Annotated in this window: 14 protein-coding genes; all 14 read left to right on the forward strand. The window is 33.0% G+C overall.

Annotation, left to right across the window (positions count from 1 at the left end; all coding sequences use genetic code 11):
- Positions 1–270 (forward strand): hypothetical protein (locus BW929_RS13560; RefSeq protein WP_076546028.1); only part of this gene is annotated, 270 nt, incomplete at its 5' end.
- A gap of 132 nt (positions 271–402) precedes the next feature.
- Positions 403–1,701 (forward strand): DUF512 domain-containing protein, encoded by a 1,299-nt coding sequence (locus tag BW929_RS13565; protein ID WP_076546029.1) that lies wholly within the window; start codon positions 403–405, stop codon positions 1,699–1,701.
- Positions 1,694–3,010 carry a ribosome biogenesis GTPase Der gene (der, locus tag BW929_RS13570; protein WP_076546030.1) on the forward strand — a complete coding sequence of 439 codons (1,317 nt, stop codon included), beginning with the start codon at positions 1,694–1,696 and terminating at the stop codon, positions 3,008–3,010. Before BW929_RS13565 ends, der begins: the two co-directional genes overlap by 8 nt.
- A 9-nt stretch (positions 3,011–3,019) precedes the next feature.
- Complete coding sequence (gene plsY, locus BW929_RS13575) at positions 3,020–3,637, forward strand: glycerol-3-phosphate 1-O-acyltransferase PlsY (RefSeq protein ID WP_084566226.1); 618 nt, start codon at positions 3,020–3,022, stop codon at positions 3,635–3,637.
- Positions 3,637–4,668 carry an NAD(P)H-dependent glycerol-3-phosphate dehydrogenase gene (locus BW929_RS13580; RefSeq protein ID WP_076546032.1) on the forward strand — a complete coding sequence of 344 codons (1,032 nt, stop codon included), beginning with the start codon at positions 3,637–3,639 and terminating at the stop codon, positions 4,666–4,668. The genes plsY and BW929_RS13580 overlap by 1 nt, the downstream gene beginning before the upstream one ends.
- A 104-nt stretch (positions 4,669–4,772) precedes the next feature.
- Positions 4,773–5,072: an HU family DNA-binding protein gene (locus tag BW929_RS13585; RefSeq protein ID WP_076546033.1), complete on the forward strand. Its 300-nt coding sequence runs from the start codon at positions 4,773–4,775 to the stop codon at positions 5,070–5,072.
- Positions 5,073–5,283: 211 nt separating this feature from the next.
- Positions 5,284–6,099: a mechanosensitive ion channel family protein gene (locus BW929_RS13590; protein ID WP_076546034.1), complete on the forward strand. Its 816-nt coding sequence runs from the start codon at positions 5,284–5,286 to the stop codon at positions 6,097–6,099.
- On the forward strand, positions 6,093–7,454 hold the full coding sequence (locus BW929_RS13595) for a deoxyribodipyrimidine photo-lyase (protein ID WP_076546035.1): 1,362 nt from the start codon (positions 6,093–6,095) through the stop codon (positions 7,452–7,454). The genes BW929_RS13590 and BW929_RS13595 overlap by 7 nt, the downstream gene beginning before the upstream one ends.
- Before the next feature lie 94 nt (positions 7,455–7,548).
- Positions 7,549–8,067, forward strand: coding sequence for a ferritin (locus BW929_RS13600; RefSeq protein ID WP_076546036.1), 519 nt, complete (start codon positions 7,549–7,551; stop codon positions 8,065–8,067).
- An 83-nt stretch (positions 8,068–8,150) separates the two neighbouring features.
- Positions 8,151–8,456 carry a hypothetical protein gene (locus BW929_RS13605; protein WP_076546037.1) on the forward strand — a complete coding sequence of 102 codons (306 nt, stop codon included), beginning with the start codon at positions 8,151–8,153 and terminating at the stop codon, positions 8,454–8,456.
- Between the two features lie 12 nt (positions 8,457–8,468).
- A complete protein-coding gene (locus tag BW929_RS13610) occupies positions 8,469–8,987 on the forward strand; it encodes a CDP-alcohol phosphatidyltransferase family protein (protein ID WP_076546038.1) in 519 nt (172 codons plus the stop codon).
- Between the two features lie 13 nt (positions 8,988–9,000).
- The gene (locus tag BW929_RS13615; RefSeq protein WP_234978114.1) at positions 9,001–10,308 is read left to right on the forward strand and encodes an amidohydrolase; all 1,308 of its coding nucleotides are present in this window, start codon (positions 9,001–9,003) and stop codon (positions 10,306–10,308) included.
- Between the two features lie 39 nt (positions 10,309–10,347).
- Positions 10,348–13,188 carry a UPF0182 family membrane protein gene (locus BW929_RS13620; protein ID WP_076546039.1) on the forward strand — a complete coding sequence of 947 codons (2,841 nt, stop codon included), beginning with the start codon at positions 10,348–10,350 and terminating at the stop codon, positions 13,186–13,188.
- A gap of 6 nt (positions 13,189–13,194) precedes the next feature.
- Positions 13,195–14,466 carry an EF-P 5-aminopentanol modification-associated protein YfmF gene (gene yfmF, locus BW929_RS13625; protein ID WP_076546040.1) on the forward strand — a complete coding sequence of 424 codons (1,272 nt, stop codon included), beginning with the start codon at positions 13,195–13,197 and terminating at the stop codon, positions 14,464–14,466.

The raw sequence follows: 14,466 nt of genomic DNA on the forward strand, positions 1-14,466 counted from the left end.
ATATTAAAAGCAATAGTTGGGAGGTTGATCCAAGATATGAAAGAAAAAAACTGGCAAGAAAATATGGATATCCCATTCCATTCCCCAGAAGAAACAGACAAAGAGTGGTATAAGTTTGAATGTCCCAAGTGTGGGGAAGAAGATGAAGTCCCAGGTTATGTAATAGATGAGTTTGCAATGGGAAAAGATTTGAAAGAAGGAGAAATGCCAGGAGTGGCATGTCCTGAATGTGGTGCGGAAATGAAGTTTAAATACACATTTGAAAGATAAATCCCTACTAAAGAAATATTAATTAACTTCTATAGTAGGGTGGCCGTCAGGCCATTTTGTTCTGCTTTCTGCAGATTATTGCCTAAACAGAGTAAATGTGATATTATCAAGCTTACAGGAGGTAGAAGAATTATGGTTAAAATAGAAAAAGTTGTGGAAAATTCTACCGCTGCACAAGCAGGTCTGAATTCAAATGATAAAATTATCACTATTAATGGTCAAAAAATAATTGATTATATAGATTATTTATATCAGATTTCTGAAGTTATTATTGAACTGGAAATTGAGACAGAATCTGGGTTAAGAAAAAATATCCAGCTACAGAGAAAACCAGGAGAAGAGCTGGGAATAGAATTTAAAGAAATTGTATTTGATGGCTTAAAACAGTGTAAAAACAATTGTATTTTTTGCTTTGTCAAACAGCAGCCTGATAATATGCGGGATAGTTTAAACCAGATGGATGATGATTATCGCTTTTCTTTTTTACAGGGAAGTTTTGTTACATTAACAAATCTTGAAGCTAAAGAAATTAAAAGAATAATTGAAAAAAATTTAAGTCCAATAAATATATCAGTTCATACAACCAACCCTGAACTGAGGGTTGAAATGATGAAAAACCCAAAGGCTGCTAAAATTAACAGATTACTTAAATTATTCCAGAAACATAATATTCAATTTCATACTCAGATAGTAGTCTGTCCGGAATATAATGATCAGGAAGAACTTGATAGAACTTTAAAGGATCTTTTAGAATATTATCCCCAGTTATTATCTGTTGGTATAGTACCAGTCGGTTTAACTAAATATAGAAAAGATCTGGCTGAATTAAGAACTATGACGAAAGAAGAAATGAAGTCTTCGTTAACTCAGATTAGATACTGGCAGCAGCAGGCAAAAGATAAATTTGGTGAAAACTTAATTTATGCTGCTGATGAATTTTATTTAAATACTGATCTGGAGATCCCTGCCTATAATGAGTATAATGATTTTCCTCAACTGGAAAACGGAATTGGTTTAACTGCTTTAATGAATAAACAAATAGAGTCATATGAATTTCCAGAATCTCTCAGTGATGAAAAAACAATTGCAGTTATGACTTCAGTTCTGGGAGAAAAAGCTTTGAATAAATTTTATGATAGTTTAAAAAAAGTTATTAAATTAAAAACTGATTTTATAGTAGTTGAAAATAAATTTTTTGGTGACAGTGTTACAGTTGCAGGTCTTTTAACTGCTGAAGATTTAAAGGCTGAAATAAAAAAAATTAAGCCAGATAAATACAATATGATTTTTATACCCAAAATAGTTTTAAATGATCAGATGAAATTTCTAGATAATGTACAAAAAGAAGATTTTTTGGAAGAACTATCTGAATACAGGATAGAGTTTGTAAGTGATATTAAGCAATTTATGGAGGTGGTTAAGAATGGCTAAGTCTACAGTTGCAATAGTTGGAAGACCCAATGTTGGTAAATCAACTCTTTTTAATAGATTAGTTGGAGGACGGAGGGCTATTGTAGAAGGTGAGCCCAATGTTACTCGCGATAGAATTTATGGCGAAACAGAATGGCTGGGGAAAAAGTTTAATGTAATTGATACTGGTGGAATAGTAATGCACGAAAATGATAAAATTAAAAATCAGATTAAATATCAGGCTGAACTGGCAATGGAAGAAGCTGACCTTATCCTATTTGTCGTGGATTCCCGAACAGGAATGACCGGTGTTGATCAAGATATTGCTCAGCTTTTATACAGGACTAACAAAGAAGTCATTTTGGTAGTTAATAAAGTTGAAGATTTTTCTAATCAGGAGGAAATAGGCTGGGAATTTTATTCTCTTGGCTTTGGTGATCCAATACTTATTTCAGCAGAACATGGTAAAAATACAGGTGAGCTGCTGGATCAGGTGGCAGACAAATTACCTGAAACTGAAGCAGAAGATAGTGATAATGATAAGATAAATATTGCAGTTATTGGCAAACCAAATGTTGGTAAGTCAAGTCTGATTAATCATTTGATTGGTAAAGACAGGGTTATTGTCAGTGATATGCCTGGAACAACTCGAGATGCAGTTGATACCTTAATTGAATGGAATAATATTAGGTTTAATTTTATTGACACGGCAGGTCTCAGAAGAAAATCAAAAGTTAAAGAAGATGTAGAATATTACAGTAACCTTAGAGCTTTGCGATCAGTTGATCGTGCTGATGCTGTTTTAATGATGATTGATGCCCAGGAAGGTGTAACTGATCAGGATAAGAAAATAGCTGGTTATGCTCATGATGAAGGTAAGGCAATGGTTATTGCAATTAACAAATGGGACCTGATGGAGAAAGATTCTAGGACTATAGATCGGTATACTGATGAAGTATATTATCAGCTTAAGTTTCTAAATTACGTTCCGGTAACATATATTTCTGCTCTAACAGGGGAGAGAATTGATGAACTTCTATCTTTACTTGAATTTGTTGTTGATCAGAGTAATCTGCGTATAAAAACTGGAATTTTAAATGAAGTTATTTCGGAAGCAGTACAGCTGCGTGAACCCCCCAGTCGAAAGGGTAAAAGGCTTAAGATTTATTATGGCAGTCAGGTGGGTGTTAAACCCCCGACATTTGTTTTCTTTGTTAACGATCCAAATTTAATGCATTTTGCCTATCAGCGATACTTAGAAAACGTACTGAGAGAAGCCTTTGGCTATGTAGGAAATCCAATGAACTTTAAATTGAAACAGCGAAATTAGGAGGTTATCATGCAGGTAATAATTGCTATCTTAATTAGTTATCTAATCGGTTCAATACCATCCGGTTTTTTACTTACAAAATATGTAATGAAAAAAGATGTTAGAAAATATGGTAGTGGAAATATTGGTGCTACAAATGTTGCCCGGGTAATGGGATTAAAAGCCGGGATTTTAGTTGCAGTTTTTGATATTTTAAAAGGTTATTTAGGAGTTCTAGTTGGGCAGATGATTCTGGGTACTAATTTATCCACAGCTATTTTATTTGTTGCAGTTGCTGCAATTGCCGGACATGATTGGTCAATATTTCTGGGTTTTTCTGGAGGTAAAGGGGTTGCCACAACTTTTGGAGTTATTTTAAGATTATATCCGCTTGCCTTTTTGATTTATGCAGTGATCTGGATTTTATTGGTTTTGATGACCCGCTATGTATCACTTGGTTCAATTATTGGATCTATGTCTCTACCTCTGACTCTTTATTTTAGTTCTTTCCATGGTAAACATGTTGTTTTTGCTGCTTTATTATCTCTTTTTGTAATGTATACTCATCGAGAAAATATTAAGCGGCTTTTAAATGGAGAAGAAAATAGAATGGATCCAGAAAAGTTAGGGAAGAGTGGTAAAAAATAATGAGTTCAAAGATTACAGTAATAGGTGCTGGCAGCTGGGGCACTGCTCTGGCTAATCTGTTAGCAGAAAATGGTGAGGAAGTCCAAATATATGCCCGGGATCAGAAGGTTGTTAATTCAATTAATTTGGAACAGAAAAATTCTAAGTATTTTCCTGAATACAGGTTAAACAGCAAATTAACTGCTATTAATGATTTAAATCAAAGTTTAAGAGATTCAGATTTAATTGTAATTTCTGTGCCAACTCAGGCTTTAACTGGTGTTTTGAGTCAAATGGATGGTTTCGTTGATTCAGATACAATAATTGTTTCTACAGCTAAAGGAATTGATGAAAATACATTTAAAACAAATTCACAAATGATTAAAGAAGCTGGCTTTGAAAATGTAGTCGTTTTATCTGGACCCACTCATGCTGAAGAGGTTATGGAGAAATTGCCAACAGCAATAGTATCGGCAGCAGATAATAAAGAGTCAGCAGAAAAAGTTCAGGATTTATTTATGTCTAAATATTTTAGAGTTTATACAAATCCTGATATCAAAGGAGTTGAGCTTGGTGGAGCTCTTAAAAATGTAATTGCTGTAGCCAGTGGTATTTGTGATGGTTTAGATTTTGGGGATAATACACGCGCTGCTCTTATTACCAGAGGTTTAAACGAAATGAGCCGTTTTGTTGATTTTCATGGAGCCAGTGACTTAACACTATCTGGACTTTCCGGTATGGGTGATCTTGTGGTTACCTGTACCAGTATGCACAGTCGCAACCGGCGTTTTGGAATTGAAATTGGTAGAGGGAAAAGTATGTCAGAAGCAAAACAGGTGGTTAATCAGGTTGTGGAAGGTGTAAAAACTGCTCGGGCAATATATAAGTGGCTGGATTTAGAAGATATTGACCTGGAAATGCCAATAACCAGACAGGTTTATCAGGTTTTATTTGATAAAAAAGATCCCTATCAGGCAGTAGAAGAACTAATGCTGAGAAGTAAAAAACATGAAATGGAATCTATAGTTGATAATTCTTTATGGAATATCTAGAAATTTTATAAATTTTTTCTTCGCTTAAGCAGGAAATCACTGTTATAGCGAGAATAATGTATAATGACAGCAAAAGTTTTAGTTTTAAAAGGGGGTGAATTTCCATGACTAAGAATGAACTTATTGATGCCGTTGCAGAAAAGACTGGTGTCACTAAAAAAGATACAGGGGAAGTTATTAATGAAACAATTGATACTATCATGAGCCACTTGAAATCTGAAGCTAAAAAATCAGAAGATAAGCGTGATAATGTACAATTAATTGGTTTTGGTACTTTTGAAGTAAAAGATAGAAGTGCTAGAAAGGGACGTAACCCTCAAACCGGGGAAGAGATTCAGATTCCAGCACGCAAAGTGCCTGTATTTAGAAGTGGTAAGTCCTTTAAAGAAACAGTTGATGTTTAAGATTTAAAATTACTTATTGAAAGACCGGAAATCTCCGGTCTTTCTTTTTTTAAAAGTTAAATTCCTTTATTCCTGATTTTTGGCTAATTATGAATAAGGGAATTTTTTTAATGATTTGCAGGAATGTTAGTATTTAACTAGAAATTTATATAGTATAGAAAAGATAGATAATTTATAATAATAGCATAGTTAAAACTAAGGAGGAGAAAGAATGGACCAAATCACTGGAGGTTTGCAGTCAATAATTGCAAATTATGGAATGAAGTTGTTGCTGGCGATAATTCTTTTAATAGTTGGTTTGTGGCTGATTAAGTTCATTGTCAGGCTTTTAGAAAAAAATGTTCAGGGGAGATTCGATAGAACCCTGACCAGTTTTTTAATGTCAATTACAAAAGCTGTTTTAATGATTCTATTATTTATTTCTATTGCTTCAACAATGGGAATTGAAGTAACTTCTTTTGTTGCTGTATTGGGGGCTGCTTCATTTGCGGTTGGCCTGGCTTTGCAGGGAAGTTTATCTAATTTTGCTGGGGGTGTCTTACTTTTAATTTTTAGACCATTTACTGCTGGTGATACAATTGAAGTTGCTGGACATAAAGGTAAAGTACAGGAAATACAGATTTTATATACAATAATGACTACTTTTGATAACAAAAAAATTATGATTCCAAATAGTAATATTTCTAATAATAGCGTGACTAATTTCTCAGCTATGGACAAAAGAAGGGTTGATTTAACTTTTGGAATTGGTTATGATGATGATTTTCACGAAGCTATTTCTTTATTAAAAGATTTAGCAGCCAGACATGATTTGATCTTAGATGATCCGGAACCAATTATTAGAGTTGCTGAACATGCAGGAAGTTCCATTAATATTGACTGCAAAGTTTGGGTTAAGGGAACGGATTACTGGACTGTATTTTATGATATGCATGAAAATGTTAAAGATGCCTTTGATGAGGCTGGTATTGGTATTCCATACCCACAGCTGGATATACATTTTGATGAAGGGACAAAATTGTGTTAGTAGAAAAAAATAGAATAGAAAAAATTAATGAGGCTGAATTAAAAGATGGAGAATTTGTTGCATACTGGATGCAGTCATCTCAGCGACTGGAATATAATCAGGCACTGGGTTATGCTGTTGAAATGTCAAATCAATTAAATCAGCCTCTTTTAATTTTTTTCTTATTAAATGCTAATTTTCCGGAAGCTGAGTATGGTCACTTTAAATTTATGATTGAAGGTTTAAAAGAAATAAAAAATAACTTATCTAAAGCAGATATTAATTTTTATCTAGTTGATTACAAAGAGTTTGAGGACTTAAAAAAGATTACTAAAGATGCATCTTTAGTTGTTAGTGAGAAAGTTTATCTCAAACATCTGCGGCAGTGGAAAAATGAGGCAGCGGATAGACTTGCTCTACCATTTTATCTGGTTGAAAGTAATCTGGTCTGTCCGATCGAAGAAGTAAGTGAAAAAGAAGAATATGCCGCTTATACAATCAGGAAGAAAATTAACAAAATACGAGATAATTATTTAAAAGAATATCAGCGAAACAGTCTCGATAATAAATCTAAAATTGAACTGGAGGCCAGCAGTCTAAACTTGGTAGATGACCTTGATCATTATTTAGATAGTTTAAATTTTGATCAGGAAATAAAATATAAAAATTATTTTGTCGGTGGTTATCTGGAGGCTAAAAAGAAGCTGAATGAATTTATTCAGAAAAAGTTAAAAGAATATGATGAAAAAAGAAACATTCCCCATCTCAATTACCAGTCTGATTTAAGTCCTTACCTGCATTTTGGGCAAATATCAGCTCAGGAAATTGCGCTGGAGGCGATAAAATCCGAATATGATGCGGAAGCTTTTTTAGAAGAACTGATTGTTCGCCGGGAGCTTGCATTTAACTTTGTCTATTATAATAAAGACTATGATGGCTGCCTGGAGGATATAATAAGTGATTGGGCTTATCAGTCGCTTATGCAGCATAAAAATGATGAAAGAGAATATATTTATAACTATGAGGAATTAGAAAAGGGATTAACCCATGACAAATATTGGAATGCAGCCCAGAATGAAATGGTAATTACCGGCAAAATGCATAATTATATGAGGATGTACTGGGGCAAGAAAATTCTGGAATGGATTTCAGATCCCAATCAGGCTTATCAGTGGGCCTTGAAACTTAATAATAAATATTCTCTGGATGGACGAGATCCTAATAGTTATGCAGGTGTGGCCTGGATCTTTTCCAAACATGATCGTGCCTGGAAGGAGAGAGAAATTTTTGGTAAAGTTAGATACATGAACGCGGCTGGTCTGGAAAGAAAATTTGATATGGAGAAGTATTTAAATAAAATTAATAGTTTGAAATAATTTTATTAACTTTAAAAAAGCAGGATATTAATAATTATTGTTGAATTAATATTAATGAAGAACATTTTTAAATTATAAATTTGGAGGTAATATTATGTTAAAAGAAAATGTAGAAAAAGCGTTAAATAAACAGATTAATGCAGAACTCTATTCAGCTTATTTATATCAATCCATGGCTGCATATTTTGAAGATAAAAGTCTAGCAGGATTTGCTCGCTGGATGGATCTGCAGGCGGAAGAGGAAATGATTCATGCCCGTAAAATTTATGATTTTGTTAATGAAAGAGGTGGAAGAGTTATTCTTGAGGGAATAGATAAACCTAAGAGTGACTGGGATTCTAACCTTGAAGTTTTTGAGGATTCACTTGCTCATGAACAAAAAGTCACTGCAATGATTAATGACTTAGTTGCGCTAGCAGATCAGGAAAATGATTATGCTACCCATTCCTTCCTCCAGTGGTTTGTGGACGAACAGGTAGAAGAAGAAGATTCTGTTGGCGAAATTGTAGATAAATTAAAGCTGGTTGGAGACTCCGCTCAAAGTCTATTTATGATGGATGACAAATTGGCTGCCAGACCTCAACCAGCTGCTGATACTGAGGGAGAAAAATAATTCAAATTGGAGATATATCTAATTATTAGATATATCTCTTTGATTACTTATCTTTGATTATTTTAGTGATAGGAGGAGAGTATATGGGAATTTTTGATAAATTAAAATCCATATTTAGTAGTGGAAATCAGTCTAATTTGATTGATATTTATGTAGAAGATAATAAGTGTGGCAATCAGATGAAACTTTTATTTAGAAAAAGTTATGATATTCAAAAAGTTTATGAAGATAATCGAGAAGCTGCCTATGAAATTTCTAAGGTTGTAGTTTGTGATGAATGTTATAATAAAATAAATCTTCATCTTGAGTTTGACAAAAGATATAAGATTATTAATCAGGAAATTGAAAGTGGTAAAATTATTAGTAAAGAAGAATATGAAAATAATTAATTCCCTGGAGTGATGATTTTGTTTACAATTCCGAATTATATAACTTTTTTTAGAATTTTATTAATACCAGTTTATTTATATAATTTTGTTCAGGGAAATATTATAGCTGCAGCGATATTATTTGCTGTCTCTGCTGTTACAGACTTTCTGGATGGTTATATAGCCAGAAAATATAATCTGGAATCAAAAACAGGAAAACTGCTGGATCCACTGGCAGACAAATTAACAATCGTTAGTATTTTACTGGTGCTAATTTATTTAAATATTATACCTCGTTTTATTTCATATATTATTTTAATTAGAGAACTGTTTATTTTATTATCTGGAATAATAACTTACATTTATGGTTTGAATTTTATTAACCCTAGTTTTATTGGAAAACTTTCTGTTGCTTTATTATATTTTGCTATTGCACTTAAACTTTTAGAATTTGATTATTTGGGAAATCTTTTGTTTTATATTGTAATTCCAATTAATATTTATTCTGCTCTGGATTATTCTTATAGAGCCTATAAAAAAATATATAAATAAATTTCTGGAGAGGATGTACATTTTGAAAATTTTAATAAAAAATATTGCGGAAATCTACAGCCCTTTTGTAGAGTTAAGAAAAAACCAGTTTATTTTAATAGAAGATCAAATTATAAAAAAAATTGGTAAAATGTCAAAAATAAATCAGATTAAAGAATATGATTATTTAATTGATGCTGATAAGAAAATAGTACTTCCTGGATATATTAATACTCACAGTCACGCTGCGATGACATTAATGAGAGGGTATGCAGATGATATGCCTCTGGACAGATGGTTACAAAATAAGATCTGGCCTTTTGAAGCAGAGATGGATGCAGATGACATTTATTGGGGAACAGCACTTGCTTTAATGGAAATGATTAAAACCGGTACAACTACTTTTTCTGATATGTATTTTGCAATGGATAGAGTGGCTGATATTGTTGGGAAAAGTGGGATTAGGGCAGTTTTGGCTGAAGGGCTGATTGAAGCTAATGATGGTCAGGAAGGCTTAAATAAAGCTTTGAAATTTGCGCTTGACTATTCTGGAGCAGCTGATGGCCGGATTACAACAATGCTGGCACCTCATGCTCCCTATACCTGTGGAAGAGAATATTTGGAACAAATTAGGGATCTGGCTCGGGAAAATAGTCTGCCGATTCACATTCATTTATCAGAAAGCAAAAAGGAAATTTTTGATTTTTTAGAAAAACATCAACTCTCTCCAGTTAAATATTTAGCTGAATTTGATTTTTTTGCTAATCATGTCCTGGCTGCTCATTGTGTTCATTTAGAGTCAGGAGATCTGGAAATTATAAGTGATAATAATATTCAAATTGCTCACAACCCAATGAGTAATGCCAAACTTGCAAATGGAATTGCCCCTGTTAAAAAATATCTGGATAAGGGTGTAAATGTCAGTCTTGGTACTGATGGTGTTTCCAGTAATAATTCTCTGGATATGCTTAAAGAAGCTAAGATGGCTTCCTATCTGCAGAAAATTAAGTATAGTGATCCTACAGCAATTTCTACTAAAAGTATTTTGGAAATTATAACGATTAATGGGGCTAAAGCTCTTGCTTTATCTAATGTTGGGTTGATTAAAGAGGGGTATCAGGCGGATCTTCAATTAATAGATATAAATAATTCTACTTTTTTCTATCCTCATCATAACAATTTGTCAAATTTATTTTATGCTGCTGATAGTGGAAGTGTTGATACAGTTATTGTTGCCGGGAAAGTCTTGATGGAAAATAAGGAGTTAAAAACACTTGATACGGAAAAAATTTATTATGAAGCAGAAAAGCGGGCATTAAAAATTGCTCAAAAATTAAGATAGATTAAATGATAAAATTTGAGAATTTGAAAGGAGAAAATTATGAGTAAAACAATTAAGTTTTTTCTCTCTATTTTTGCGATAGCTGCTATTTTGTTGATTATTTTCATTTCAACAGGAGCAAATATCTATACTGACTGGCTCTGGTTTAAAGAATTAAATTTTGAAAAAACATTTACAATTATGTTTCTTTCCAATTTTATTTTAAGACTGCTGATTGGTGTTATTTTTGCAGCTGTTATTTATCTAAACCTGCATTTTACCAAAAAACCGATCAATAAATTTATTAATGTCGAAAAAGACTCAAAAGTTGAAAATTTATTTGGAGAAGAAAGAAATCAGATATTTGACTGGTTAAATAAAAAAAGATTAAATATTATTTATTTAATTTCCAGTATTGTGCTTGGATTTTTATTTTCTTCTATCTCTAGTGAAAGCTGGAAGATGGTTTTGAAATATTTAAATAAAACAGCTTTTAATTCTGTTGATCCGATTTTTAATAACGATATTTCTTTTTATGTTTTTACCCTACCTTTCTATTCATTTTTAAGAGAAATGGGAATGGTAGTTATTGTTATTTCTTTAATTTTAGTTGGTGCAATTTATATTATCTTTACAGGGATTCATTCCTTTAGTGAAGTCTCGGCCAAGTTAAGCAGTCGAGCAAAAAAGCATATGTCGGTTCTGGTCTTTATGTTCTTACTATTTAAAGCCTGGGATTATAGATTAAAAATGTATGATATATTATTTTCTCCCAGTGGGGTCGTTTTTGGGGCCGGTTATACTGATGTCCATGCCAGTTTGCTGGGTTATAGAGTTCTGTTTTTTGTGGTTTTATTTGTTGCACTGGCTGTATTATACAGTTTATTTAAAAACAACTATAAACCTCTTATCTGGGGGATTGGTGCCTGGATTGTTTTATCCATTGTTTTTACAGGGGTTTATCCTGCTTTTATGCAGCAGTACAGAGTAGAGCCAAATGAGATTAATCTAGAAAAAAATTATATAGAAAATAATATTAATATGACCCTGAAAGCCTATAATCTTGATCATGTTGAAAATAAAGATTTTGAGCTTTCTCAGGATGATTTAAGCTATGATGATCTTATGGAATATGAGACAGTTGTTGATAATGTCAGACTCTGGGATTATCGCCCTCTCCAGTCTACCTATAATCAACTGCAGGCTTTGAGACAGTATTATTCTTTTGAAGATATTGATATAGATCGTTATCAGCTTGGCAACGATTATACACAGGTAATGCTTGGTGCCAGAGAACTAGATCAGAATGCACTGGCAGCTCAGGCTCAGACCTGGGTTAATAGAACCTTGAAATATACACATGGGCTTGGAGTTACAATGAGCCCGGCTGGAAAGGTAAGAGATAATGGTCAGCCCGAGTTTTTAGTTCAGGACATTCCACCTGTGGTTAATAATGAAAATTTAAATTTAGAAAACAGCTCAATATATTATGGTGAAAAAACAAATAATTATGTAATTGTAAATACAGATGAAACGGAATTTCACTACCCAATGGGCTCTGAAAATGTCTATACTCAGTATGAAGGGACCGGTGGGGTAGAGATAAATAATATTCTTCGCAAAACGATGTATGCTCTACGTTTTGGGACAACTAAAATACTACTTTCTGATGATATAAATAATCAAAGCCAGGTTATGTATAATCGAAATATTCATCAGCGGGTAAGAAAAGCTGCTCCATTTTTACGATATGACAGTGACCCTTATATAGTAAATGCTGAGGGAAGGTTGTTCTGGATTTATGATGCTTATACAACAACCAATCTTTATCCTTATTCTCAGCCTTTTAATAACAGTGGGGATAATTATGTTCGAAATTCGATTAAAGTTGTTGTTGATGCTTACAATGGTACTCTAGATTATTATGTAATAGATGATAGTGATCCGATTGCTGTAACTTACAGTAAGATTTTTGATGATTTATTTGAATCTGTGGATCAGATGCCTGATTCATTGAGGAAACATTTGCGTTATCCTCAGGATTTATTCAAGATTCAGACTCAGATTTACAGTACCTATCATATGCAGGATCCAGTTGTTTATTATAATCGTGAGGATGTCTGGTCTATTCCTAATGAAAATTATCAGGGATCAACTATTCCTGTTGAGCCTTATTATATTATGAATCAGCTGCCAGATGAGGAAGAAGCAGAGTTTATATTGATGACTCCCTTTACACCTTCCAATAGAAATAACATGATTGCCTGGATGGCCGCCCGAAATGATGCTGAACATTATGGTGAATTATTTGCCTACAGATTCCCTAAAGATCAGCTGGTTTATGGTCCAAATCAGATTGAATCCAGAATTGATCAGGAATCTGAAATATCACAATTATTAACCCTCTGGAGTCAGCGAGGTTCAGAAGTAATTAGAGGCAATCTGCTTGTAATACCAATTAATAATAGTGTGCTTTATATAGAGCCTATTTTCCTTCAGGCAGAAAGTGGAGGTATTCCAGAACTGCGTCGGGTAATAGTCTCTTATAAAAATCAGATAATAATGAGAGAAAATTTAGAGGAAGCTTTAAAAGCCTTACTGAAAGAAGGAGAAGGAATGGCAGTTCCGCAGGAAGATGTTAGAGATTTAGAAGATAAAACAGGTGCTGATATCAAAACTGATACTGAGGTTTCACAGCAGGGTACCCAGCCGCAGGTGTCAGATACTGCTCAGGACAGTGCTGATTTAATGTCAGCAACCAGCGCTGAATTGATTAAAAGAGCTAATGATTTATATCAGCAGGCACAGCAGGCTTTACAGAATGGGGATTTTGCCCAATACGGAGAAATTATAACTAACTTAGGAGAAGTACTTAATCAATTATCCAGAACAGGAGAGTAAATAAATATGAATGATTTAGAGTTTAAAAATTACCAGAATAGATTTAATTTACATCATCTGGCCACAGATAAATTTAAAACAAATTTGATTCAGATATATTTCATGCTGCCTCTTGAGAACGAAAAAGAGGCAGCAATGAATGCTCTGATTCCATCAGTGCTGGAGCGAGGTTCAAAAAATTATAACGATAATCAGTTAATTAAAACTGAGTTAGAAAATCTATATGGTTCAAATATGAGTTCTAATATTTTAAAAAGAGGTGAAAATCAGATTCTGCGCTTTTCTCTGGAAATGGTCAACGAGAAATTTCTTACTCACAAAAGCAATCTGACTGTAGATGCATTTAATTTATTAAATGATATAATATTTAATCCTCTAATTGAAAAAAGTAAGTTTAAAGAAAAATATTTTAAACAGGAAAAAGAAATTTTAAAACAGGATATCTTATCTCTAATTAACGATAAATATAGTTTTGCGGTTGAAAATTGTTTATCTCGAATGTGTAAAAACGAAAAATATGGTATTTATAAAATGGGATCAGTATCAGTTCTGGATCAGATAAGTAATCAGGAACTTTTTAACCATTATCAAAAAATAATCAATCAGGCTAAAAGATCTTTGTTTTTAGTCGGAAATTTTAAAAGCAGTTTTGTTGACAATATTTTTGCCAATACAGAGTTAAAGGCCGGTGCTGATATTTTTGATGAAAATACTGAAGTTGTTTACCAGGATAAGGAGATCGACTTTTATGAACAGTTGTTAAAGGTTAATCAGGCCAGACTGTCTATAGGCTTTAGGACTGGCATAACACGTAAACAACCAGATTATTATTCATTACTTGTATTTAACAGTTTGATTGGAGGCTCAACTCATTCCAGGTTGTTTCAGGAAATCAGAGAAAAGAGAAGTCTTGCTTATTATGTTAGCTCCTCTATTGAAACGACTAAAGGTTTACTGTTAATTAATAGTGGTATTAATGCGGAAAATCATGAAAAAGTAATTGAGCTTGTCAAACAGGAAATTGCAGCAGTAGCAGCAGGTGATTTTAGTGAAGAAGAATTTATGCGGTCTAAAAAAAGTATTATTAACCATCTGAAACAGGATCTAGACAGCAATAAGTCTCTTTCTGCTCACTTCCTTTTAAGTCTGGTAAATAATAAGAAAGAATCTATTAATCAAACGATTAACGGAGTTGAGGCTGTAAGTAGAGAAGATATAATTTCTGTGGCAAAAAAATTGAAAATGGATACTATTTATTTATTAAAAAGTGAGGATTGA

It is taken from the genome of Halanaerobium kushneri (genome assembly GCF_900156285.1).
GTDB lineage: Bacteria > Bacillota > Halanaerobiia > Halanaerobiales > Halanaerobiaceae > Halanaerobium > Halanaerobium kushneri.

Excerpts from the sequence above, each read along its gene's own strand:
- BW929_RS13565 (WP_076546029.1), top strand. The coding sequence starts at position 403 with ATGGTTAAAATAGAAAAAGTTGTGGAAAATTCTACCGCTGCACAAGCA.
- der (WP_076546030.1), top strand. The coding sequence starts at position 1,694 with ATGGCTAAGTCTACAGTTGCAATAGTTGGAAGACCCAATGTTGGTAAA.
- plsY (WP_084566226.1), top strand. The coding sequence starts at position 3,020 with ATGCAGGTAATAATTGCTATCTTAATTAGTTATCTAATCGGTTCAATA.
- BW929_RS13580 (WP_076546032.1), top strand. The coding sequence starts at position 3,637 with ATGAGTTCAAAGATTACAGTAATAGGTGCTGGCAGCTGGGGCACTGCT.
- BW929_RS13585 (WP_076546033.1), top strand. The coding sequence starts at position 4,773 with ATGACTAAGAATGAACTTATTGATGCCGTTGCAGAAAAGACTGGTGTC.
- BW929_RS13590 (WP_076546034.1), top strand. The coding sequence starts at position 5,284 with ATGGACCAAATCACTGGAGGTTTGCAGTCAATAATTGCAAATTATGGA.
- BW929_RS13600 (WP_076546036.1), top strand. The coding sequence starts at position 7,549 with ATGTTAAAAGAAAATGTAGAAAAAGCGTTAAATAAACAGATTAATGCA.
- BW929_RS13605 (WP_076546037.1), top strand. The coding sequence starts at position 8,151 with ATGGGAATTTTTGATAAATTAAAATCCATATTTAGTAGTGGAAATCAG.
- BW929_RS13610 (WP_076546038.1), top strand. The coding sequence starts at position 8,469 with ATGATTTTGTTTACAATTCCGAATTATATAACTTTTTTTAGAATTTTA.
- BW929_RS13615 (WP_234978114.1), top strand. The coding sequence starts at position 9,001 with ATGTACATTTTGAAAATTTTAATAAAAAATATTGCGGAAATCTACAGC.
- BW929_RS13620 (WP_076546039.1), top strand. The coding sequence starts at position 10,348 with ATGAGTAAAACAATTAAGTTTTTTCTCTCTATTTTTGCGATAGCTGCT.
- yfmF (WP_076546040.1), top strand. The coding sequence starts at position 13,195 with ATGAATGATTTAGAGTTTAAAAATTACCAGAATAGATTTAATTTACAT.